This is a genomic window from Streptomyces sp. NPDC051738 (assembly GCF_044453205.1).
Taxonomy (GTDB): Bacteria; Actinomycetota; Actinomycetes; order Streptomycetales; family Streptomycetaceae; genus Streptomyces.
In genome coordinates, this window is record NZ_JBITCM010000029.1 from 77,612 (window position 1) to 100,897 (window position 23,286).

The 23,286-nt window shown below is 70.6% G+C and carries 15 protein-coding genes; 8 read left to right on the plus strand and 7 right to left on the minus strand.

Annotation, left to right across the window (positions count from 1 at the left end; all coding sequences use genetic code 11):
* Positions 1–25: 25 nt before the first annotated feature.
* Positions 26–4,747 (plus strand): hypothetical protein, encoded by a 4,722-nt coding sequence (locus ACIA8X_RS42630; RefSeq protein WP_393461426.1) that lies wholly within the window; start codon positions 26–28, stop codon positions 4,745–4,747.
* Here the strand turns inward: ACIA8X_RS42630 and ACIA8X_RS42635 are convergent, their stop codons facing one another.
* Positions 4,748–6,295 (minus strand): APC family permease, encoded by a 1,548-nt coding sequence (locus tag ACIA8X_RS42635; RefSeq protein ID WP_393461424.1) that lies wholly within the window; start codon positions 6,293–6,295, stop codon positions 4,748–4,750. It abuts the gene before it with no gap.
* 152 nt (positions 6,296–6,447) lie between these two features.
* Positions 6,448–7,014, minus strand: coding sequence for a hypothetical protein (locus ACIA8X_RS42640; protein ID WP_393461549.1), 567 nt, complete (start codon positions 7,012–7,014; stop codon positions 6,448–6,450).
* A gap of 421 nt (positions 7,015–7,435) precedes the next feature.
* Between ACIA8X_RS42640 and ACIA8X_RS42645 the strand changes: the two genes are divergently transcribed.
* From ACIA8X_RS42645 to ACIA8X_RS42665, 5 genes are read left to right on the plus strand one after another with little or no spacing between them, the layout of a single operon-like run.
* Positions 7,436–10,285, plus strand: a complete 2,850-nt coding sequence (locus ACIA8X_RS42645) for a nitrate- and nitrite sensing domain-containing protein (protein ID WP_393461422.1) — start codon at positions 7,436–7,438, stop codon at positions 10,283–10,285.
* Positions 10,282–10,719, plus strand: coding sequence for a roadblock/LC7 domain-containing protein (locus tag ACIA8X_RS42650; RefSeq protein ID WP_393461420.1), 438 nt, complete (start codon positions 10,282–10,284; stop codon positions 10,717–10,719). Before ACIA8X_RS42645 ends, ACIA8X_RS42650 begins: the two co-directional genes overlap by 4 nt.
* Before the next feature lie 9 nt (positions 10,720–10,728).
* Complete coding sequence (locus ACIA8X_RS42655; RefSeq protein WP_093908819.1) at positions 10,729–11,124, plus strand: DUF742 domain-containing protein; 396 nt, start codon at positions 10,729–10,731, stop codon at positions 11,122–11,124.
* A 24-nt stretch (positions 11,125–11,148) separates the two neighbouring features.
* On the plus strand, positions 11,149–14,799 hold the full coding sequence (locus tag ACIA8X_RS42660; protein WP_393461418.1) for a hydantoinase B/oxoprolinase family protein: 3,651 nt from the start codon (positions 11,149–11,151) through the stop codon (positions 14,797–14,799).
* On the plus strand, positions 14,780–15,385 hold the full coding sequence (locus ACIA8X_RS42665) for an ATP/GTP-binding protein (RefSeq protein WP_393461416.1): 606 nt from the start codon (positions 14,780–14,782) through the stop codon (positions 15,383–15,385). Before ACIA8X_RS42660 ends, ACIA8X_RS42665 begins: the two co-directional genes overlap by 20 nt.
* A gap of 170 nt (positions 15,386–15,555) precedes the next feature.
* On the opposite strand, the gene glpK is transcribed toward ACIA8X_RS42665, so the two are convergent.
* The 5 genes from glpK to ACIA8X_RS42690 all read right to left on the minus strand — a co-directional run bounded on the left by glpK (position 15,556) and on the right by ACIA8X_RS42690 (position 21,728).
* Positions 15,556–17,067 (minus strand): glycerol kinase GlpK, encoded by a 1,512-nt coding sequence (gene glpK, locus ACIA8X_RS42670; RefSeq protein ID WP_393461414.1) that lies wholly within the window; start codon positions 17,065–17,067, stop codon positions 15,556–15,558.
* Positions 17,068–17,089: 22 nt separating this feature from the next.
* Entirely contained in the window at positions 17,090–17,815 is a 726-nt protein-coding gene (locus ACIA8X_RS42675; protein ID WP_393461412.1) for an MIP/aquaporin family protein, read from the minus strand.
* Positions 17,816–18,296: 481 nt separating this feature from the next.
* Entirely contained in the window at positions 18,297–19,949 is a 1,653-nt protein-coding gene (locus ACIA8X_RS42680) for an EAL domain-containing protein (RefSeq protein WP_393461410.1), read from the minus strand.
* A gap of 166 nt (positions 19,950–20,115) precedes the next feature.
* Positions 20,116–21,306 carry a lipid-transfer protein gene (locus ACIA8X_RS42685; protein WP_393461408.1) on the minus strand — a complete coding sequence of 397 codons (1,191 nt, stop codon included), beginning with the start codon at positions 21,304–21,306 and terminating at the stop codon, positions 20,116–20,118.
* On the minus strand, positions 21,303–21,728 hold the full coding sequence (locus ACIA8X_RS42690; protein ID WP_393461547.1) for a Zn-ribbon domain-containing OB-fold protein: 426 nt from the start codon (positions 21,726–21,728) through the stop codon (positions 21,303–21,305). Before ACIA8X_RS42690 ends, ACIA8X_RS42685 begins: the two co-directional genes overlap by 4 nt.
* Before the next feature lie 157 nt (positions 21,729–21,885).
* Here ACIA8X_RS42690 and ACIA8X_RS42695 point away from each other — a divergent pair, with 157 nt between their 5' ends.
* Positions 21,886–22,698, plus strand: coding sequence for a M15 family metallopeptidase (locus ACIA8X_RS42695; RefSeq protein ID WP_393461406.1), 813 nt, complete (start codon positions 21,886–21,888; stop codon positions 22,696–22,698).
* A 50-nt stretch (positions 22,699–22,748) separates the two neighbouring features.
* The gene (locus ACIA8X_RS42700; protein ID WP_393461404.1) at positions 22,749–23,285 is read left to right on the plus strand and encodes an NUDIX domain-containing protein; all 537 of its coding nucleotides are present in this window, start codon (positions 22,749–22,751) and stop codon (positions 23,283–23,285) included.
* Position 23,286 lies beyond the last annotated feature (1 nt).

The following is a 23,286-nucleotide window of genomic DNA, read 5'->3' on the forward strand; positions in this document are numbered from 1 at the left end:
TGACGAAGACTTACGAGAGTCCGCCATGTACGAGCTGTCCCGGGTCCGCCTCTACTCCATCGGACCGGCCGGTGCGCGCTACGCCGACACCGTGCTGGACCTGCGCGGTGTGGGCGAGCCCGTGCCCGACCCCGCCCCGACGCAGGCGGAGTTCTTCGAGGAGGAGCCCGTCGGTCCGCCGCGCCGGCCGGCGCCCGCCGGGGTGCTCTTCCTGGAGAACGGCGGCGGAAAGTCGGTCCTGCTCAAGCTGATCTTCTCCGTGATGCTGCCGGGCCACCGCAACACCCTCGGCGGCGCCAGCTCCGGTGTGCTGCGGAAGTTCCTGCTCGCCGACGACTGCGGGCATGTCGCGCTGGAATGGCAGCACACGCTCACCGGCGAGTGCGTCGTGGTCGGCAAGGTCAGCGAGTGGCGCGGGCGCCAGGTCTCCAACGACCCGCGGAAGTTCGCCGAGGCCTGGTACTCCTTCCGGCCGGGGCCCGGGCTGAGCCTGGACAACCTGCCCGTCGCCGAGTCCACCGCCGTACGGCCGCACGTCGAGGGCCAGTCAGGTGCGCAGGGACGCCGTCGCACCATGAAGGGCTTCCGGGACGCCATCACGGAGGCGGGCAAGGCCTACCCGCATCTGGAGGTCCACTGGGAGGAGATCCACGACCGCTGGATCGAGCACCTCGGCGACCTCGGCCTCGACCCCGAACTCTTCCGTTACCAGCGGGAGATGAACGCCGACGAGGGTGAGGCGGCCGGCCTCTTCGCCGTCAAGAAGGACTCCGACTTCACCGACCTGCTGCTGCGGGCCGTCACGGACACGCGCGACACCGACGGCCTCGCCGACCTGGTCAGCGGATTCGGGAACAAGCTGGGCCGGCGCGCCGAGCTGATCGCCGAACGGGACTTCACCGCCGGATCCGTCGATCTGCTCGGGCGGATCGTGGAGGCCGCCGAGGCTCGCTCACGCGCGCGTGACATCCACTCCGGTGCCGAGCGGCGGACGCGGACTCTGGCCCGGCGACTGTCCGCACGGGGCGCCCAGGAGCGCGTGCGCGCCTCCGATCTCGCCCAGCGGGTCACCGCCGCCGCGTACGCCGTCACCCACGCCGAGGCGGCGCGAGAGCGCAGCGCGCTGATCGCGGCCGAACTCGCCTACCGGCACGCCTCGTTGGCGCTCGCGGCGGCCGAGAAATCCGCGGCGGCGCAGAAGCGCGAGCTGGCCGACGCACGCACCCTGCACTCCGCCTGGCAGGCCGCCGAGGCCGTACTGCGGCACCGCGCCGCAGCCGACCGCGTCGCGCGCGTGGCCGCCGCGATCCAGGAGGCCGAGCGGGACGCGGCACCTGCGCTGGCCGCCCGGGCCAAGGCCGCCGTCGATCTCGTACGAGCCCTGCACGCGGCCGCGGAGAGCGCCGAGACGCTCGCGAACGAGGGGGAGGAGCGGTCCGCGGCGCTCCAGGAGGTCAGCGAGTCCGCCTACCGGGACTCCACTGCCGCGGCCACCGAGGCGCAGCGGGCCCGCAGCGAGGTCGGGCACCTGCGGCAGCGGCTGTCCGAGGTCGAGCAGGAGACCGCCGAAGCCGTCCGCGCGGGTTGGCTCGACGACAGCGCCCCCGACGCCGACCCGGCCCGCGCGGCCCTCGCCGCGAGCGACGCCGAGAAGGCGGCTGTCGCCGCTTGGGACACCGCCCGCGAGGCCTCCCGGCGCGCCTCGGAACACGCGCGCGAGGCGGCATCCGCCGAGTCCCGCGCGGAGCTGACGGCCGCCCGCGCGGCGGACGCGGCGACCGCCGCAGAGCGCTCTTACGACGCCGAGCGCCGCCTCGCCGAGGGTCTGGCGGTGGAGGAGCGGCTCGCGGAACTGCTCAGCCTGCCCGGGGAGTCCGGTGCGAAGCGCGGGTCCGTGCCCGCGCCGCGCGCGGGTGATGACGGCAGGTCGAGTGCGGGCGACGATGGCAAGGGCAGTGGGGGTGATGGTGGCAAGGGGAGTACGTCCGCGCGCGACGGCGCGCAGATCGCCCCGAGCGCCCTCGCCGAAGGCGGCCTCACCCCGGAGCAGCTCGACCGCTTTGCCGACGAGCTGCGCGAACTGCTCGACGACGCCGTGTCCGCCGCCGAGCGGCAGCTCTTCGACCTGCGTACGGCAGCCGCCGACGACTCCCGGATCCTCGGCGCGCTCGGTGACGGCGGGCTGCTGCCGCCCGGCCCGGACGTGCTCGCCACCGTGGAGTTCCTCGGCGAGCAGGGCATCCCCGCGCTGCCGGGCTGGCGTTACCTCGCCCAGGCCGTCGATCCCGCCGACCACGCGCGCGTGCTCGCCGCCCGGCCCGAACTGGTCGACGGTGTGATCATCACCGACCCGGACACGCACGCGCGTGCCCGCGAGGTGCTCAGCGACGCGGCACTGCTGCCCCGGTCGGCCGTGGCGGTGGGCACGGCAGCCGCCCTGCTCGCCCCGACCCCGGCCGCCGACGCGCAGAGCGGTGACGTCTTCCTCGTACCGCCGAACCCGGCCATGCACGACGAGCACGCCGCCGACGAGGAGCGGCACACCCTGCGTGCGCGGGCGACCGAGCGGGACGAGGAGATCCGCACGCTCGCCGCGCGGCTCGGCAAGGACCGTGAGCTGGCGGCGCGGCTCGCCTCGTGGCGGACGGGCTGCCCGGCCGGACGGCTCGTCGAGCTGGCGCAGGCGGCCCGGGACACACGCGCGTTCGCCGAGGAGTCCGAGGCCGAGCTGGCCGAGGCACGGACCGTGCGGGCCGAGGCCGACGAAGCAGCCGCCGAGGCCGCCCAGGTCCGCGACGAGCGTCAGGAGGGCGCGCAGAAGGCCCGTCGGGCCGCCGACGCCCTGGCCGGGCTGGCCTTCCGGCTGCGTGAGCGGGCCGGCTGGCAGGTCAAGGTGCGCGAACTCGCCGACGAGGCCACCGAGTCCGAGGCCCGCGCCCAGACCTGCCTGGAGCGCGCCCGCGCCGCCGACGAGGACCGTCGCGCCGCCCAGCGCGCGGCCGACGACGCGCGCCGCACCGCCCGCGCCCTGCGCGCCGAGCGCTCGGAGATCGCGGGCGCCCCCGACGATGTACCGGACACCGATGCCGACGCCCCGAAGGCGTCCCTGCCCGCGCTCCGGGAGGCGTACCGGGCTGCTTCCCAGCTGTACGAGAAGGTCGGTGTCGACGCCGACCTGCGTGCCGAGCAGGCCCGTGCGGAGAGCGACGAGAGCGCGGCGCGCGCGGACCTGGACCGGCTGAGCAACAAGGTCCGTACCCGGGCCGAGCAGCTGCTGGAGTCGCCCGACGGCTCCGACGGGCCGTCCCGGCAGGCGGCGGCCGCACGTGCTGAGGAGCTGGTCCAGCTCCTGGAGACCCGTATGTCCAGCGCGAGCGAGCAGCTCGGCCGGCTCCGCGGTGAGGCGGAGCGGCACGCGCCCGGGGACGGTGCGGCGCACACCGAGCTGTCCGAGGAACTCCAACCGCGCGACGCCGAGCACGCGCAGGCGTTGCTGCGCACGGCGACCGCCGAACTCGCCTCCCGCACCGAGGCGTTGACGCAGGCACGGGAGGCCCACGCGGAGCTCCTCGAAGCCCACCGTGCCGCCGAGGACGCGGCCGGTGGCTTCGACGAGATCGCCGCGATGCTGCGCGACCTGCTGCGAGAACACGCCCCGGACGAGGAGCAGGAGACGCCGGAGCCGTACCCGGGCAGCCCGGAGGAGGCCCGGCACTCCGCCGCCGAGGCCCGCCGGTCGCTGCGCGGCTGCGCCGCCGACCTGTCCGCCGCCGAGACCGCTGTCCGCGAGGCCAGCGACGTCCTCGTCCGGCACGCCAACTCCACGCGCTACGAACAGGTCCGCACCCCCGCTCGCCAGCAGATTCGCGAGCTGCCTGCCTCGGCGCTGCCCGAGCACGCCCAGAAGTGGGCGGACGCCTTCGCGCCCCGACTCCGCGTCCTCACCGACGAGTTGGCGCAACTGGAACGCAACCGCGACTCGATCGTGGACCGGCTCCGCGGGCTGGTCGAGTCGGCGCTGGCGACCCTGCGGTCCGCCCAGCGGCTCTCCCGGCTGCCCGAGGGACTCGGCGAGTGGTCCGGACAGGAGTTCCTCCGCATCCGCTTCGAGGAACCCGACCAGGCCACGCTCACCGAACGGCTGGGCGAGGTCATCGACGAGGCGACACGGGCAGCGGTGAAGAAGAACTCGGACCTGAGGCGGGACGGTATGTCCCTGCTGCTGCGTGGCGTCGCCGCGGCTCTTCAGCCCAAGGGCGTCGCCGTCGAGATCCTCAAGCCGGATGCCGTACTGCGCGCCGAGCGCGTGCCCGTCGGGCAGATGGGTGACGTGTTCTCCGGCGGTCAGCTGCTCACGGCGGCCATCGCCCTGTACTGCACGATGGCCGCCCTGCGGTCGAACGACCGGGGCCGGGACAAGCACCGGCACGCCGGCACACTGTTCCTGGACAACCCGATCGGACGCGCCAACGCGACCTATCTGCTGGAGCTCCAGCGAGCCGTGTCGGATGCGCTGGGTGTCCAGCTCCTCTACACCACCGGCCTCTTCGACACCACCGCGCTGGCGGAGTTTCCGCTGGTCATCCGACTGCGCAACGACGCCGACCTCCGCGCCGGGCTGAAGTACATCAGCGTCGAGGAACACCTCCGGCCGGGACTGCCGCAGCAGACCCCGGCCGGGGAAGTGGTGCACAGTGAGATCACGGCGACCCGGATGTTCAAACGGCCCGCACCGACGACAGGCTGATCAGACGTCAGCTTTCGGATCCGAGGCGGTCAGGCGGTGCTCGGCGAGGACGCCCGTCCGGTGCCGCTGGACGAACCAGTAGTACGCGAAGCCGCCGCCGCCGATGACCGCGACGAACAGCACCGCGCCCCAGCGCAGATACCAGTGGTAGGGGGCCGTCGCGTTGTAGACCGCGGCGCGCGGCCACATCAGGTTGATCGTCATGCCCGCGCCCCACACCACGGCGACAACGTTGACCAGCAGCCCCCACCGCCCCAGGGAGAACTTGCCGTCACCGGCGGGCCGCCACTTCCCACGCAGCCGGGCCACCAGCAACGGCGCGGTGACACCGAGGTAGGCGAGGTAGATCATGATGATGCCGATGCTGGTGACCACGGTGAAGATCTGCGGCTGGCGGATGTTGACCACCAGGATCGCCAGCGCCAGGATCCCGATGATCACGGTCGGCAGCACCGGCGTCTGGAAGCGTGGACTGACCCGCGCCAGCCGCGCGGACGCCGGCAGATTGTTGTCCCGAGCCATCGCGAACGCCAACCGGATCGCCGCCGTGTGGACCGCCAGGGCGCACACGGTGACGGCGATCAGCACGCACCACAGCATCGCCTTGCCGGCCGTCGGACCGAGCACGTCGAGCACGACGTACTGCAGGCCGTCCGTGGACAGCTTGTCGCCCTCGAGGCTGGAGACGCTCATCAGCGCGAGCAGCAGGATCAGGCCACCCAGGACGAAGGAGGCCACGATCGCCCGGATGATGGCGCGTGGCGCGTTGCGGGACGGGTCCAGGCACTCCTCACCGAGAGAGGATGCGGTGTCGAAGCCGTACATGACGTACGCGGACGCCAGCGAGGCCACGAGGAACGCGCCGAGGTAGCCGGTGCCGTAGTCCGCGCCGGTTCCGTTCGTGTCCAGGACCACCTGCGGGCCGCGCGTGATGTGAACGGCGAACAGGACGATCAGTACGACGGTGGCGACCAACTCGATGAGCACCCCCGCCGAGTTGATCCTCGCCATCAGCTTCACTCCGAAGGCGTTCACCAGCGTGGTGAACAGGATCAGCACCGCGGCCAGGAGGACCGCGTTGGTGGCCACGTCGTACTTGCCGGTGCCGTCCCCCACGAACTGGAACGTCGACGAGATCTGGGGGAGCGTCAGCTGGTATGCCAGCGCCACGGCCGCGATGGACACGATGGACGCGGTCAGCATCAACCAGCCGGCCAGCCAGCCCAGATGCGGATTGCCGATCTTCTTCGACCAGTTGTAGACCGACCCCGCCACGGGGTAGCGGGCGGCGAGCTCCGCGAAACAGAGGGCGACCATGAACTGGCCGACGAACACCATCGGCCACGACCACCAGTATGCGGGGCCACCGCTGGCGTAGCCGAAGTAGAACAACTGGAACGTGCCGGTCAGGATCGAGATATAGCTGATCCCGGCCGCGAAGGTGTGGAAGTTGCCGAGCGTGCGCCTGAGTTCGGGGCGGTAGCCGAACTCGGCGAGTTCGTCGTCGTCGTGACCTTGGGGACTGGTTGACTGCTCCGTGGGTGACATGAGCGGACTCCTGGTGGGCGGGGAGGGGGCGGCTCCTGGGCTTGCCGGGATCACTGGGGCGGGTTGATCGAACCCACCTTGGTGTGAGCGGCATGTGTCACGCCAGATGTACTACGTCTCCCGCTTTTCCCCGCGCCGCCGTCCCGCCGTGCTCAGGAATGCGACAGTTGGCCGGCCCCACCCCGGCGGCGTATTCGCGCCTGCGCCCGCTTGGCCTCCCGCGCCTGACGGCGCGCCAGACGCCGCTCGCGTCGCAGGACGCGTGCTGTGCTGCTCGGTGTCGAGACCACGCCATGCCGCTGGTTCCACACCTGCCGGGTCACCCAGACGTCGAGAGCGCCCCAGGTGGCCACCACCGTGCTGACCACACTGCTGATCACCATGGGGAACGCCAGCCATGACTCCGCCAGCGTGCACAGGAAGGCCACCATGGCCTGGATCATCGTCACCGCGATGATCAGCACCGCCCGCACCGCCGCCGTGCGCACCGGATCGGGCATCCGGCGCCGCCGGGTGGCCTCCTCCACCCACAAGGGCCGGTACGCCGAAGGCTCTCGGTCCGCTCTGTCGCCGACGGCCGGGGCCGTTCTCCCGCCCTTCGGTGTCGCGCCGCCGGAGCTGGCTGAAATGTCACGGTCCTGCGCTTCGAGGCCGCGCCTTGCTGTCGTAAGCGTCGTCGCCCCGTCCTCGGGTGTCTCCCGCCGCTCCGCCGTGCCCATCACGTGTCACTCCCCACCGCCGGCAGACCACTCGCCCGTGTCCCGAAGACTCGGCTCCCCAGCGACTGCCCGGCTTGCGCTGTATTACGCCGCCCGGGGACGGGATGCGGCTCCTGTGGCCCATTCCGCCTCCGTTTCCCGTACAGAAGGACGATCGACACGTCCCGAAGATTCCCGTGAAAGATAAAATTCCGGCCAACTGGCCTGAGGGCTCGGCCAGATCGCTCCTCGGGGCCGCCGAGGGTTTGCGGGAGGCAATCTCCCGCAATGGCCGGACAACTCCCCATGTCTCGCCACCGGCGCGGAAGTTCAGATTCCGGATGTCCCTTCGAGTTACTTGTGCGTCGGTAGTAGGCTCGCGCCAATTGTTGACGCACAGGTGTGCCCCCTGACCGGTGGGGGGTTTGAGCTGGGGGAGGCCATGCACTTTCGCGGGAAGTCGATCCGCCGGAAGATGGTGGCGCTGCTTCTCGTGCCGCTGGTGTCCCTGACCGCTATCTGGGGTTTCGCCACGGTACTCACGGGGCGAGGTGTGGCCCAGCTGTTCACGGTGTCGTCCCTCGTCGAGAAGATCGGTTACTCCACCGAGGATGCTGTCCGCGTCCTGCAGCAGGAACGCCGCCAGGCGCTGGTGTACCTCGCTGATCGCCGGGCCTCGGACGCACTGTCCGCACTGCGGGCCACCCGGAACGCCACCGACACCGCCGTCGCCGAGATCCGCAAGAACGCCAAGGACCCCGATGTCCGCGACGGGATGGACGAGGCCGACAGCGAGCGACTCACCGCCGTCCTGGACGCCTTCGACAGCATCAACCCCCTGCGCCGCAGTGTCGAGGACGGAACGGTGACCCGCGTCGCGGCCCTCAACCAGTACAACCTTCTCGTGGACCCCTGCTATGCCCTGCTCGGCTCCCTCGACGGGATCGACAGCGTGGCGATGGACAAGCAGGCCCGCGCCCTTCTCAACGTGACCCGCGCCCGCGAACTGCTCTCCCGCGAGGACGCGTTGCTCAGTTCCGCCCTGGTGGTCGGCAAGCTCTCGCGCGAGGAGATACGCGATGTCTCCGACCTCGTCGCCCAGCGCTCCCTCATGTACGACATCAGCCTGACGGACCTGCCCTCCTCCGAGCGGGAACGCTTCGAGCGGTTCTGGAGGAACGCCTCCACCGCTCCGCTGCGCGTCGCCGAACAGGCCGTCATCTCCTCCCAGGCGGGCAGGCCCAGCTCCGTCGACGCCAAGAGCTGGGACACCGTCGCCGGCAGCGTCCTCGACGAGCTCAGCAAACTCAACGACGAGGCGGGCGCGCGCTATCAGGACCGGGTCAGCCCCGTCGCCGTGGGCGTCATCCTGAAGGCGGCCATCGCCGGTGTCCTCGGTCTGCTCGCCCTGTTGCTGTCCGTCTTCCTGTCCGTGCGCATCGGCCGCGGCCTCATCCGCGATCTGCGGCAGTTGCGACTGGAGGCCCACGAGGCATCCGGCGTACGGCTGCCCAGCGTGATGCGCCGCCTCTCCGCCGGCGAACAGGTCGACGTGGAGACCGAGGTCCCGCGGCTGGAGTACGACAAGAACGAGATCGGCGAGGTCGGCCAGGCCCTCAACACCCTGCAGCGTGCCGCCGTCGAAGCGGCCGTCAAGCAGGCCGAACTGCGCGCCGGTGTCTCCGAGGTCTTCGTCAACCTCGCCCGCCGCAGCCAGGTCCTCCTCCACAAGCAGCTCACCCTCCTCGACACCATGGAACGCCGGACCGAGGACACCGACGAACTCGCCGACCTGTTCCGCCTCGACCACCTGACCACCCGAATGCGCCGGCACGCCGAGGGCCTGGTGATCCTCTCGGGCGCCGCCCCCTCCCGGCAGTGGCGCAAACCCGTCCAGCTCATGGACGTCGTGCGGGCCGCCGTCGCCGAGGTCGAGGACTACGAGCGCATCGAGGTCCGCCGTCTGCCCCGCGTCGCCGTCACCGGCCCGGCCGTCGCGGACCTCACGCACCTCGTGGCCGAACTCCTGGAGAACGCCACGGTGTTCTCCCCGCCGCACACCGCCGTCCAGGTCCTGGGCGAGCGGGTCGCCAACGGCTTCACCCTCGAGATCCACGACCGCGGCCTCGGCATGGCCGCTGACGCCCTGCTGGACGCCAACCTCCGACTCGCCGAGACGCCCGAGTTCGAACTGTCCGACACCGACCGGCTCGGCCTGTTCGTGGTCAGCCGGCTCGCCCAGCGGCAGAACGTCCGCGTCTCGCTGCAGCCCTCTCCCTACGGCGGCACCACCGCCGTCGTCTTCATCCCCGACCCACTGCTCACCGACGACATCCCGGACACCAACGGCATCGGGTTCCGCCTCGACCGGCCCACGCCCTCGAAGGAAGCCGAGCTGGAGGAGTCGCGCCGCGCCGCCCTCGCTCATGTACCGGTCCGCGTGCCCGGCCTCCCTGCCTCGCTGCTGGACGGCCCGGTAGAGCTGGAGGCCCCGGTCGACCTCGACGCCCTCAGCGACTTCCCGGACCCGCTCGACGAAGAGGACGCCGAACGCGGCGGTCTCTTCCGCCCGCGGCGCACCCTCGGCCATGGCGAGGACGAGGCGAAAGGCCCGCTCGGCGCCCACCCGGTCTCGGGTATCCACAGCGGACCGGACCGGACAGACCCGAACGACGAGGTGAGCGCCCCCGTCCCGCTGCCCCGCCGCAGGACACCCAAGCTGGTCAGCTCACACGGACGCCCGGTCACCGAGCAGCGTTCCCGTCGGGAGGAAGCGGACCCGGAGCCCTCCACCGGCCCGAGCCGCCCGGAGCCAGGCGGCCTCGCTCCGCTGCCGACCCGCCGTCGCGGTACGGAAGCCCGCGGCGAGCTGCCCGGCACCCCGGACCGGAACGGTGACCGTGCCGACACGCAGCCCTCCGCCGGGCACGACCGCGGTGAGCGGCCGGAGCCCGCGGCCCTTCCGAGGCGCACACGACGGCCCGCGATCGCATCGAGCAGCTCCGACGACAGCACATCGAGCACGGCCGCCGTCCCGCGGGAGAGCGGCTCCGGCTCGGCGCCGCTGCCCAGGCGCGTACGACAGGCCAACCTGGCTCCGCAGCTCAAGCAGGGCCCCGCACGCCGCACCGAGGAGGGGACGGAGCTCGCCGAGCGGGACGCGGACGAGGTACGCAGCCGAATGGCCTCACTCCAGCGCGGCTGGCAGCGCGGCCGCCAGGAGAACGCCGCGGGCGATGACGCCCACAGCGGCACAGCACCACAGGGAACGAATAAGGGGGACGGTCGATGACCGCACCAAAGGCGACCGGCCACACCGCGACCAGCCAGTCCGGCGAGCTCAACTGGCTCCTCGACGACCTGGTGGAGCGCGTCGCCAGCATCCGCAAGGCCCTCGTCCTCTCCGGCGACGGCCTGCCGACCGGGGTGTCCAAGGACCTGACCCGCGAGGACAGCGAGCACCTGGCCGCCGTCGCGTCCGGCTTCCACAGCCTCGCCAAGGGCGTGGGCCGCCACTTCGAGGCGGGCAACGTCCGGCAGACGGTCGTCGAGCTCGACGACGCCTTCCTGTTCGTCACGGCCGCCGGCGACGGCAGCTGCCTCGCGGTGCTCTCCGACGCCGACTCGGACGTCGGACTGGTCGCGTACGAGATGACGCTGCTCGTCAAGCGGGTCGGTGTGCATCTGGGGACCGCTCCGCGCACCGATCTGTCCTCGGGCGGGTAGTGGGATGGCATGAGCGCTGAGGGTCAGGGAAGAAGCCACTGGTTCGACGACGACGCCGGGCCGGTCGTCCGCCCCTACGCGATGACACGCGGCCGCACCACCAGTGCGGCCCAGCACCGTCTCGACCTGATCGCGGTGGTCGTCGCGGAGCCGCAGGCGGACGATCCGGAAGCGGACTCGACGCTGTCCCCGGAACACGTGGACATCGTCGAGCTGTGCCGTGACGTCCCGCAGTCCGTGGCCGAACTCTCCGCGGAACTCGACCTGCCCATCGGAGTCGTACGGGTCCTCATCGGGGACCTCGTGGACGGGGAATTCGTCCATGTGAACCGGCCCGTACCGCCTGCCGAGCTGGTGGACGAGAGTATTCTGCGCGACGTGATCAACGGCCTGCGGGCGCTGTGAGCGGCGTGGAAGCGGGGTAGTGACGTGACAGGCTGGCAGTTCTGGGTCGATCGAGGCGGCACCTTCACGGACATCGTCGCGCGACGCCCGGACGGCCGCCTCCTGACCCACAAACTCCTGTCGGAGAACCCGGCCCGCTACTCCGACGCGGCCGTCGCGGGCGTACGCGAGCTGCTCGAGGGCTCCGAGGACCCCATCGAGGCCGTCCGCATGGGCACGACGGTTGCCACCAACGCCCTCCTCGAACGCAAGGGCGAGCGGACCCTGCTGGTCATCACCCGCGGGTTCCGCGACGCACTGCGCATCGCCTACCAGAACCGGCCCCGCATCTTCGCCCGCCGCATCGAACTCCCCGAGCTGCTGTACGAACGGGTCGTCGAGGTCGATGAACGCATCACCGCCGGCGGCACCGTCCTGCACGCGCCCGACCTGGATGCCCTCGCCGCGCCGCTCCAGGAGGCGTACGACGACGGGATCCGCGCCGTCGCCGTCGTCTGCATGCACAGCCACCTGCATCCCGCCCACGAACAGGCCGTCGGCCGCCTCGCCGCCCGCATCGGCTTCCCGCAGATCTCGCTGTCCAGCGAGGTCAGCCCCCTGATGAAGGTCGTCCCGCGCGGGGACACCGCCGTCGTCGATGCCTACCTCTCGCCCGTACTGCGCCGCTACGTCCAGCATGTCGCCGACGAGCTCGAAGGCGTACGGCTGATGTTCATGCAGTCCAACGGCGGTCTCGCCGAAGCCGGGCAGTTCCGCGGCAAGGACGCCATCCTCTCCGGACCCGCCGGCGGCATCGTCGGCATGGCCCGCATGTCGCAGCTCGCCGGCTTCGACCGCGTCATCGGCTTCGACATGGGCGGTACCTCCACCGACGTCTCGCACTTCGCGGGCGAGTACGAACGTGTCTTCACCACGCAGATCGCCGGCGTCCGGCTGCGCGCCCCCATGCTGGACATCCACACCGTCGCGGCCGGCGGTGGTTCCGTCCTGCACTTCGACGGCTCCCGCTACCGCGTAGGGCCGGACTCGGCGGGCGCGGACCCGGGGCCCGCCTGCTACCGGGGCGGCGGCCCGCTCGCGGTCACCGACGCCAACGTCATGCTCGGCCGAATCCAACCCGCCCACTTCCCCAGGGTGTTCGGCCCCGACGGCGACCAGCCCCTGGACGACACCCTCGTCCGGGACCGCTTCGCCGCGCTCGCGCGAGAGATCCGCGAGCAGACCGGCGACGACCGCACCCCCGAGCAGGTCGCCGAGGGCTTCCTGCAGATCGCGGTCGCCAACATCGCCAACGCCGTGAAGCGGATCTCCGTCCAGAAGGGCCACGACGTCACCCGCTACGCCCTCACCACTTTCGGTGGCGCCGGCGGCCAGCACGCGTGCATGGTCGCCGATTCGCTCGGCATCCGCACCGTCCTCGTGCCGCCCATGGCCGGCGTCCTCTCCGCCCTCGGCATCGGCCTCGCCGACACCACCGCCATGCGCGAACAGTCCGTCGAGGCGCCCCTGGAGGCGGCCTCGATGCCCGGCGTCCTCAAGACGGCGGAGGGTCTGCAGGCCGCTGCCCGCACCGAGCTCCTCGACGAGGACGTCCCCGAGGACCGCATCGAGGTCACCCGCCGTGCCCAACTCCGCTACGACGGCACCGACACCACCCTCACCGTCGAGCTCACCGAGCCCGACACGATGAGGCGAGCCTTCGAAGAACGTCATCGCGCCACGTACTCCTTCACCCTCGACCGCCCGATCGTCGTCGAAGCCCTCTCCGTCGAAGCCACCGGCATCACCGAACCCCCCGATCTCTCTGCTCTCGCCCCTTACGAGGCCACCCCTGAAGGCGCCCCGGCCGCCCCGGAGACCGTCCCCCTCCACACGGGCGGCACCTGGCGCGACGTACCCCTCCATCGCCGCGAGGATCTGCCTCCCGGCGAAACCGTCACTGGCCCGGCGATCATCACCGAGTCCAGTGCGACGACCGTCGTCGACCACGGCTGGCAAGCCGCGACGACCGACGACGGGCATCTGGTCATGGAACGCGTGGCGATTACGCAGAGTTCCGAGATCGACACGAAAGCCGACCCGGTTCTTCTGGAGGTCTTCAACAACCTGTTCATGTCCATCGCCGAACAGATGGGCGCACGCCTGGAGTCCACAGCGCAGTCCGTCAACATCAAGGAACGGCTCGACTTCTCCTGCGCGCTCTTCGACCCGGACGGAAACCTGGTGGCCAACGCCCCGCACATCCCCGTCCACCTGGGCTCGATGGGCACGAGCGTCAAGGAGGTCATCCGGCGCCGCCGCTCCCGGATGCGCCCCGGCGACACCTACGCCGTCAACGACCCGTACCACGGCGGCACCCATCTGCCCGACGTCACCGTGATCACCCCGGTCTTCGACGCGGGAAGTACCGCGAACACGGAGAGTGACCCGGAGATCCTCTTCTACGTCGCCTCACGCGGCCACCATGCCGAGATCGGTGGCATCGCCCCCGGCTCCATGCCCGCGGACAGCCGCACCATCGAGGAGGAGGGAATCCTCTTCGACAACTGGCTGCTTGCCGAGGACGGCCGCTTCCGCGAGGAGGAGACCCTCCGCCTGCTCACCGAGGCGACCTACCCCTCCCGCAACCCGAAGACCAACCTCGCCGACCTGCGCGCCCAGATCGCCGCCAACCAGAAGGGCGTCGACGAAGTCGCCCGCATGATCGAGAACTTCGGCCTCGCCGTCGTCCAGGCCTACATGAGGCACGTCCAGGACAACGCCGAGGAAGCGGTGCGTCGCGTCATCGACGCCCTGGACGACGGCGCGTTCGCCTACGAGACCGACTCCGGCGCCGTCATCCGGGTACGCGTGCGTGTGGACCGCGAGAAGCGCTCCGCCACCGTCGACTTCACCGGAACGTCCCCACAGTTGGCCACGAACTTCAACGCCCCCTTCGCGGTCGTCAACGCGGCGGTCCTGTACGTCTTCCGCACCCTCGTCGCGGACGACATCCCGCTCAACGACGGCTGTCTGCGGCCCCTGGAGATCGTCGTGCCGTCCGGTTCCATGCTGGCGCCCGAACCGCCGGCAGCGGTCGTCGCGGGCAACGTGGAGACCTCCCAGGCGATCACCGGTGCCCTCTACGCCGCCCTGGGCGTCCAGGCCGAGGGCTCCGGCACCATGAACAACGTCACCTTCGGCAACGAACGCCACCAGTACTACGAGACCGTGGCCTCCGGGTCCGGCGCGGGCGACGGGTTCCCCGGCGCGCCCGTCGTCCAGACCCACATGACCAACTCCCGGCTCACCGATCCCGAAGTGCTGGAGTGGCGACTGCCGGTGCAGCTCGACGAGTTCGCCGTACGGCGCGGCAGCGGCGGAGCCGGGCAGTGGAGCGGTGGGGACGGCGCCGTGCGCCGCATCCGGTTCCACGAGCCCATGACCGTCTCCACGCTGTCCCAGCACCGCAGAGTGCCGCCGTACGGCATGGCGGGCGGCGAACCCGGAGCGCTGGGAGCCAACCGCGTCGAGCGCGCGGACGGCACGGTCACCGCACTCGCCGGCAGCGACTCGGCGGACGTCGAACCCGGCGACGTACTCGTCATCGAAACCCCCGGCGGCGGAGGCTACGGCCCACCGTCGCGCGACCCCCATCAAGCAGGAGAAGAGATCGATGATCTTCGGGCGTTCTGAGCGCGGGAAGCCTCCGGTCGAGCCCGTCACGCTCAAGATCCTGGTGGCCGGCGGCTTCGGCGTGGGCAAGACCACCCTCGTCGGCGCGGTCAGCGAGATCAGGCCGCTGCGCACTGAGGAACTGCTCACCGAGGCCGGACGCCCGGTCGACGACACGAGCGGTGTCGAGGGCAAGCGCACCACCACCGTTGCCATGGACTTCGGCCGCATCACCCTGCGCGAGGACCTGGTGCTGTACGTCTTCGGCACACCCGGCCAGGAGCGTTTCTGGTTCATGTGGGACGAGCTCTCGGAAGGCGCGCTCGGTGCCGTCGTCCTCGCGGACACCCGTCGGCTCGAGGACTGCTTCGCGGCCGTCGACTACTTCGAACGGCGCTCCATACCCTTCCTCGTCGGCGTCAACTGCTTCGAGGGAGCCGCCCGTTACCCGGCGGAGGACATCCGGCGGGCCCTCGACCTCGACGACGGCGTGCCGCTGCTGCTGTGCGACGCCCGCGACCGGGAGTCCGTCAAGGAGATCCTCATCGGCGTCGTCCAGCACGCGATGGCCTACCAGGCGGACCGCCGGCAGACCGTGACCACCTGATCCTCGGCGCATGGGCTGACCCTCGGCGCACGGGCACGGCCCGTACCCCCGCCGACCGGGGTACGGGCCGCGGCTCATGGCACGCGCGCGTGGCTCACGCGGGTCGCACGCGCGCGTGGACCGTTCTTCGGCTCCGGCCGTCCGTCCTGCTTCGGCTCCGGCCGTCTGTCTCAGCCCTCGCCGTCCTCCTGCCAGCCGAAGCTCTTCTCCACCGCCTTGCGCCAGTTGTGGTACTCGCGGTCACGGTCCTGGGCGGACATGGAGGGTGTCCACTCGACGTCCTTCGCCCAGTGCGCCTTGAGCTCGTCCAGGTCGTTCCACACCCCGGTGGCCAGCCCCGCCGCGTACGCCGCGCCCAGGCACGTCGTCTCGGAGACCTTCGGCCGGATCACCGGCACGTCGAGCACGTCGGCCTGGTGCTGCATGAGCAGGTTGTTCTTCGTCATGCCGCCGTCGACCTTCAGGGTCGTGATCTGCACCCCGGAGTCCTGGAACATCGCGTCCACGACCTCGCGCGTCTGCCAGCTGGTCGCCTCCAGCACCGCGCGGGCGAGGTGCGCCTTGGTGACGTACCGCGTCAGCCCGGTGATGACGCCGCGCGCGTCCGAGCGCCAGTACGGCGCGAACAGGCCGGAGAAGGCGGGCACGATGTACGCGCCGCCGTTGTCCTCGACGCTCGCCGCCAAGGGCTCGATCTCGTCGGCGGTGCGGATGATGCCGAGCTGGTCGCGGAACCACTGGACCAGCGCGCCCGTTATGGCTATCGACCCCTCCAGGCAGTACACGGGCGCCTCGCTGCCGATCTTGTAGCCCATGGTCGTCAGCAGCCCGCTCTTGGACGGCACCGGCCGGTTGCCGGTGTTGAGCAGCAGGAAGCTGCCCGTGCCGTACGTGTTCTTCGCCGTGCCCACGTCATAGCAGGCCTGTCCGAACACCGCCGCCTGCTGGTCGCCCAGGGCCGAGGCGACCGGCACACCGGCCAGCTGTCCGACGGCGGTCCCGTACACCTCGGCGGAGGACTTGATCTCCGGAAGGACGGCCTCGGGGACGTTCATCGCGGACAGGATCGAGGAGTCCCACTGAAGGGTCTCCAGGTTCATCAGCATGGTGCGGCCGGCGTTGGTCACATCGGTGACGTGGTGTCCGCCGTCCGTGCCGCCGGTGAGGTTCCAGATCAGCCAGGAGTCGATGGTGCCGAAGGCGATCTCCCCGCGCTCGGCGCGCGCCCTCAGGCCGGGCACGTTGTCCAGCAGCCAGGCAGCCTTGGGGCCGGAGAAGTAGCTGGCCAGCGGCAGCCCGGTCTGCTCGCGGAAACGATCCTGCCCGTCCGAGCCACCGAGCTGGTTGCACAGTGCCGCCGTACGGGTGTCCTGCCACACGATCGCGTTGTGGACCGGCTTGCCCGTCGCTCGGTCCCACAGGACCGTCGTCTCGCGCTGGTTGGTGATGCCGAGCGCACTGAGCTGGTCGGTGCGCAGCCCCGCCTTGGCGATCGCGCCGGCGACCACCGCCTGCACCTTCGACCAGATCTCGGTGGCGTCGTGCTCCACCCACCCGGGTTTGGGGAAGATCTGGCGGTGCTCCCGCTGGTCGACGGCCACGATCGCGCCGTCCTGGTTGAAGATGATGCAGCGGCTCGAGGTCGTGCCCTGGTCGATAGCGGCGACGAACTTGTCCGTCATGACGTCCCCTTCGTCGGGTCCTTCAGAAGGCTGCGTTGAAGATGAGCCCGGACAGCACCGCGCCGATCAGCGGTCCCACCACCGGAATCCACGAGTAGCTCCAGTCCGAGGTGCCCTTGTTGGGGATCGGGAGCAGGGCGTGGACGATGCGGGGGCCCAGGTCACGGGCCGGGTTGATGGCGTATCCCGTGGGACCGCCGAGCGACAGACCGATGCCGACCACCAGGAACGAGACGATCAGGATCGCGGTGCCGTTCTCGCCGAGCCCCTTGGTCAGGCCGAAGGCGAGGATCGGCAGCACCAGCGCGATCGTCGCGATGATCTCGGTGAGGAGGTTCGCCACGGGATTGCGGATCGTCGGCGCGGTGGAGAAGATCCCGAGGGTCGGCTGTGCCTTGTCCTCCTCGGCATTGGCCTGGAACTGCGCGTAGTAGACCAGCCAACACAGCACCGCACCGAGGATCGCACCGACCATCTGGCCGGCGATGTAGATGTGGACCTTGTCCCACACCCCGGTGTCGATGGCGATCCCGACCGTCACGGCCGGGTTGATTTGCCCGCCGGACAGCGGAGCGGCGGTGTACGCGCCGGCCATCACGCCGAATCCCCAGCCGAAGGCGATGACGACCCAGCCCGCGTCCTTCGCCTTGGAGTAGTTGAGTACGACCGCGGCGACCACTCCGGCCCCGAAGAGGATCAGAATCGCGGTACCGATGACCTCACCGAGGAATATGTCTCCGTTTGTCATTGCGGCTCCTAGGCCCTGGCCGGGACGATCGGCCCCGGTTCTCCGTGCGGGGTGCGTTTCCCATGGCGACATCAGCCGAAGGGCAGGAAGGTCCCGCGCCCCGCCCGGCGTCCGTGACGAGCGTGCCGTCGCAGCCGAATCACCCGTGGGGGAGGGGCCTTGGTACAGGTGGAAACGCGCGGCGCAGTGCGTGGATACGCCGAGAATGTACGGCGATGTCGGCTGACACCGGGAAGTGTTCACCGGCGTCCAGGGGGCGTCAAGGTCGCCGACGCCAACGGTTGAGGGCGTGCCGTTGGGGCACGGACCCACGCCGATCGTGCTCCGGGCATGCCCATGGTGGGGTGCAACTGACACCGGGGCCCTGCTGAGGCCGGCAGGCAGGCCCGTTCCTGCTGGACCCGGCAGTGGCCGAAGGTCATGGATGCGCTGAGGGCTACGGTCACCTTTCGGCCACCGCCGACCTCGTGGGGAAAGCGTCTCACCCCCTGCCGGGCTCCGCCACCGCGCACTCGGCCGGAGCCGTGGCCGCCTCCACTCCGCGAAGGATCTCGTGCCCGGGCAGCCCCGCGCGGCCCAGCACCCAGCTCGCCCCGCTCAGGGACTTCGCCGCCTTCTTCAGCGGCGCAAGACAGGAGGCCGCCTGCCGGTGGTCCGTCACGCTCCCGGGCTCGCACAACACCGTGGCCAGGGACAACGTGACCGGACGCCCACCCGCCGACCAGGGTGCGTCCAGCACGGAGACGGCCAGTGGACTCAGTCCTTCCGGATCCGCCAGCACCAGGAAGTCGTCTCCGCCGATGTGGCCCACACGGGTGCTGTCCGACGCCCCGTGCTGAAGCACCCGCCCCACCGACCGGATCAGTTCGTCACCCGCCGCGAACCCGGCCCCGTCGTTGACCTGCTTGAAATGGTCCACATCCAGCCAACTCAATGCGAACGTCCGCCCGTCCGCGATCCGCCGGTCCACCTCATCGGTGATCGCGTCCGACCCGGGCAGCCGGGTCAGCGGATTGAGCCCCGCGGCCTCCTCGACCCGGGTCTCGGCAAGCGCCCGCACGAGGTCGGCGAGCCGTACGACGCCCACGCAACGGCCGTACCGGTCGACCACGGCCACATCGTCCGACGTACGGTCCCGGCCGCCGATGGCGACCACGTCCAGCACCTCCCACGCGGTGGCGTCGACACCCACCGTGCGCGGCGGATCCCCGAGCTTGGCCGCGGGCCGGTCGGCGTACAGGGCATGGCCGTAGCGGCCCGACATCGACAGCAGGAACCGGGAGCGATGCACCGACCGCACCGGGACACCGTTGATGTCCACCAGCAGCACCCCGGACACCTCCGGCGACCCGGTCAGCAGCGCCCGGACCTGGCCCGCGGACGCGGTGGCCGGCAGCAGCGCGGCCGGCCGCACGAACTCCCGCACCGACGGTCCCGAGCGTGGTGTCACCGCCAGTCCGGTGGAGCGCGGCGGAACGTATACCTCCGCCGCGGGAAGCCGAGCCGGCGGGGCGAACAGCTCGCCCTGAGCCAGCTGTGCGCCCGCCGCCCGCGCGGACCCGCACTGCAACTCCGTCTCCACGCCCTCGACGCACAGGAGCGCAGCCAACTGGTCGCACAGCGTCCGCATCGCCCGTACCGCCGCCGGGCGTGCCAGCATGGACGCGTCGAGCTTCACCAGGTCGGGCGCCATGTCGGTGAGCAACCGTAGCGGCACGTCCCCGTCGCCGACGCCGTCCGCACTGATCCGGAAACCCTGGTCCCGCAGCGAACCGATCGCCTCCAGCAGCGCCGGCTGAGGCACATGCGTGTACGGCGGACCGACGTCGATCGTCACCTCCCACGGCAGCCGCCCCGCCGCACGTACGGCGTCGTGCAGCGGCGTGAGTCCACCGAGGTCGGCGAGGGTACCGGCGAACACATTGACGTACAGCGGCAGCAACGCCTCCCTGCGAGCTGCCGCCCGGAACGCCAACACGGCCAGCCTGCCGTCGAGTTCGGGATCCCGGCGGGCCTCGGCCAGGACGTCGCCGGTCTCCGGCCGGGCGAGTATCTCCAGCCCCGCGACCCCACTGGTCGTCAGATTGACCACCGGTTGGAATGCGAAGCGGAGAGTATCCGTCCAGGAGTCCACGGCAGCATGATGGCGCCGCTGGAGCACGCCCGAGCCCAGTTCATAAGACGTTCACGCAGGATTCCGGGTTGGTCACACACCGTAGACATGCCTGGTCGGCCTCGGTCTACGGCGGTGGCGCCACGGTTGTGGGACCGCCCCCGTGCGCCCGAGGCACCGCCACACCTCACCGCACGGCGATCACCGCCGACCCGTGCCCGAACAGCCCCTGATTCGCCGAGATCCCCACGCGCGCCCCGGCGACCTGCCGGTCACCCGCGTCGCCTCTCAACTGCCAGGTGAGTTCGCATACTTGGGCGATCGCCTGGGCCGGCACCGCCTCCCCGAAGGAGGCCAGGCCGCCGCTCACGTTCACGGGTATACGGCCGTTGAGCCTCGTCGTGCCCTCCCGCAGCAGCTTCGCGGCCTCTCCCTCGCCGCACAGCCCCAGATCCTCGTACCACTGCAACTCCAGGGCGGTGGACAGGTCGTAGACCTCGGCGAAGGACAGCTCCTCCGGGCCGACGCCCGCTTCCTCGTAGGCCGCGCGCGCGATCGACTCCCGGAACGTCTCGGCCGCCGGTCGCACCGCCACCGCGGAGTCCGTCGCGATGTCGGGCAGATCCAGGACGGTGTTGGGGTAACGCGGCGTCACGGTGGACACCGCCCGGATCCGCACCGGATCCCTGGCCCCGTGCCGCCGTGCGAACTCCATGCCGGCCAGCACGAGAGCGGCCCCTCCGTCGGAGGTAGCGCAGATGTCGAGCAGCCGCAGGGGATCGGCGACCACGGCGGACGCGGCGACCTCCTCGGCGGTCACCGGCTTGCGGTAGCGCGCGTAGGGATTCAGTGCGCCGACCGCGGCGTTCTTCACCTTGACCTGGGCGAAGTCCTCCGGTGTGTCCCCGTGCACGGCCATCCGCCGGCGCGCGTACAGCCCGAAGTACGTCGGATTGGTCGCACCGAGGACACGGAAACGCAGCCAGTCCGGATCATCGGGCCGGTCGCCGCCCGCAGGCCGGAAAAACCCCTTGGGAGCCGCATCCGCACCCACCACCAGCACGACGTCCGCCAGTCCCGAAAGTATCTGCGTCCGCGCGGCGTTGATGGCCTGAGCCCCGGACGCGCAGGCCGCGTACACGCTCGTGACCCGGGCGCCCTGCCAGCCCAGCGCTTTGGCGAACGTCGCCCCGGCCACATACCCCGGATAGCCGCCCCGCACGGTGTCCGCGCCGACGATCGACCCGATATCCCGCCACTTCAGTCCCGCATCCGCGAGTGCCGCGCGGGCCGCCACCGCGCCGTACTCGACGAAACTGCGCCCCCACTTGCCCCAGGGATGCATGCCCGCGCCGAGCACCGCAACCTCTTCCGTCATGCCGTCACCCCCGTCGGTCGCCACTGCCACGTCGTCCAGATCGTCTCCGCGTCCTCATGAAGGACCCCGGGGACGACCTCCACCTCCATGCCCACCGCCAGATCGGCGACGGTGACACCGGGAACCGCCTGTCCCAGCACCACGAGGCGCTCGGCCACCAGCTCCACAGCGATCAACGTGTACGGCTCCCACGGAAGTTCCGGATCGGTCACATAGGGTGACGGAGGCTGATACCGGCTGTCCGTGTACGACCAGACACGCCCGCGCCGGGACAGCGGGGTCTCCTCCAGTTCGCCGCCCATGCAGTCCGGGTTGCGGCAGTGAGCGTCCTCACGGGGAAAGAAGACCGAGGCACAGGCGGAGCACCGGGTGCCGAGGAGTCGGAAGTCGTCCCCGCCGCCGGTGAACCATCCGGCGACCACTGGTGTGCGCGTGCGTGGCACAGTCCCTCCCGGCAACAGATCTGACGGAACGTCAGAAGTGTGCCACGGGCAACCGAAAAGCGGCAGAGCGGCCCGAAGGGCGAACTGCATCCGATTGCTTCCCCGGCAGAACGAAATCCTGATAGACGCAGGAGACATGACACGACTCTCGACCGCGGTACGGGGACTGGTCACCACGCTCGCCACCCTGCTGGCCGTGACCGCCGTCCCCGTCCCCGCCACCGCTCAGGCGAAGACCGAGCCCAAGGCGCCGAAGGACTTCGTGGCGCTGAGAACCGTGGATCCCACCATCGTTCAGGAGATGCGGTACCTCACCCCGCACAACTTCGTGGGCGAGCGCATCGACGGCTACCGGCAGCCCCTCTGCATCCTCACCCGACCCTCTGCGGAAGCGCTCCACAAGGCCCAGAAGCAGCTGCTGCGCCAGGGCTACACGCTCAAGGTATACGACTGCTACCGGCCGCAACGCTCCGTCGACCACTTCGTGCGCTGGGCCAAGAACCTTGACGACCAGGCCATGAAGACCGAGTTCTACCCGAACGTCGACAAGACCCGCCTGTTCGAGGACGGTTACATCGCGGAGAAATCCGGCCACAGCCGAGGCTCGACCATGGACCTGACGATCGTCCGGCTTCCGGCGAAGCCCACCAGGCCATTCATGCCGGGAGAGCCCCTCGTACCCTGCTACGCACCCCAGGGCGAACGCTTCCCCGACAACTCGGTCGACATGGGCACCGGATTCGACTGCTTCGACACCCTCTCGCACACCCTCGACCCGCGCATCCAGGGCGAACAGCGCGCCAACAGGCTGCTCCTCAAGACCACCCTCGAAGCCCTCGGATTCGTGAACCTCGCCGAGGAGTGGTGGCACTACACCTACAAGCCGGAGCCCTATCCGGACACCTACTTCGACTTCCCCGTGTCCTGGAAATCCCTCACCAAGCCCTAATGACAGGCCCCCGGAAGACGCCCTTCCACTCATCGGATACAGTCCGCCGCGTGTCCGAAACTCAAGCCTCCATCCCCAACTCCGCAGCGGATTCCCACTGTTCGAGCTGCGGCGCGCCCTACGGAGAGGGCGTCTCCGGCTGGCCCCGCACCTGCCCGGCGTGCGGCACCGTGGCCTACCGCAATCCGCTACCGGTAGCGATCGCGCTCCAGCCCGTGTACGACACGAAGGGCACAGCCCTGGTCGTCATCACTCGAACCATCGCCCCCGCGCGCGGAGGCATCGCCCTGCCCGGCGGCTACATCGACGACCGCGAGGACTGGCGGCAGGCCGTCGTCCGCGAACTCAAGGAAGAAACGGGCATCGACGCGGCCGGCCGCGACGTACGTCTCGTCGACGCGATGAGCTCCCCGGACGGGCACCTGCTGCTGTTCGGTCTCCTTCCGGAACGGTCCGTCGACCGCCTGCCGACGTCGGCCGCCACGGACGAGACCGAAGGCTGGCACCTTCTGCGCAGGCCGGAGGAGCTCGCCTTCCCGCTGCACACGCTGGCCGTACGGGCATTTTTCGAGGGCCGCTACCTCTGAG

What these genes read in the sequence shown, in the direction of transcription:
- ACIA8X_RS42650 (WP_393461420.1), top strand. Translation starts at nt 10,282, where the DNA reads ATGACCGCACCAAAGGCGACCGGCCACACCGCGACCAGCCAGTCCGGC.
- glpK (WP_393461414.1), bottom strand. Translation starts at nt 17,067, where the DNA reads ATGACGGACAAGTTCGTCGCCGCTATCGACCAGGGCACGACCTCGAGC.
- ACIA8X_RS42665 (WP_393461416.1), top strand. Translation starts at nt 14,780, where the DNA reads ATGATCTTCGGGCGTTCTGAGCGCGGGAAGCCTCCGGTCGAGCCCGTC.
- ACIA8X_RS42695 (WP_393461406.1), top strand. Translation starts at nt 21,886, where the DNA reads ATGACACGACTCTCGACCGCGGTACGGGGACTGGTCACCACGCTCGCC.
- ACIA8X_RS42645 (WP_393461422.1), top strand. Translation starts at nt 7,436, where the DNA reads ATGCACTTTCGCGGGAAGTCGATCCGCCGGAAGATGGTGGCGCTGCTT.
- ACIA8X_RS42655 (WP_093908819.1), top strand. Translation starts at nt 10,729, where the DNA reads ATGAGCGCTGAGGGTCAGGGAAGAAGCCACTGGTTCGACGACGACGCC.
- ACIA8X_RS42630 (WP_393461426.1), top strand. Translation starts at nt 26, where the DNA reads ATGTACGAGCTGTCCCGGGTCCGCCTCTACTCCATCGGACCGGCCGGT.
- ACIA8X_RS42640 (WP_393461549.1), bottom strand. Translation starts at nt 7,014, where the DNA reads ATGGGCACGGCGGAGCGGCGGGAGACACCCGAGGACGGGGCGACGACG.
- ACIA8X_RS42635 (WP_393461424.1), bottom strand. Translation starts at nt 6,295, where the DNA reads ATGTCACCCACGGAGCAGTCAACCAGTCCCCAAGGTCACGACGACGAC.
- ACIA8X_RS42685 (WP_393461408.1), bottom strand. Translation starts at nt 21,306, where the DNA reads ATGACGGAAGAGGTTGCGGTGCTCGGCGCGGGCATGCATCCCTGGGGC.
- ACIA8X_RS42675 (WP_393461412.1), bottom strand. Translation starts at nt 17,815, where the DNA reads ATGACAAACGGAGACATATTCCTCGGTGAGGTCATCGGTACCGCGATT.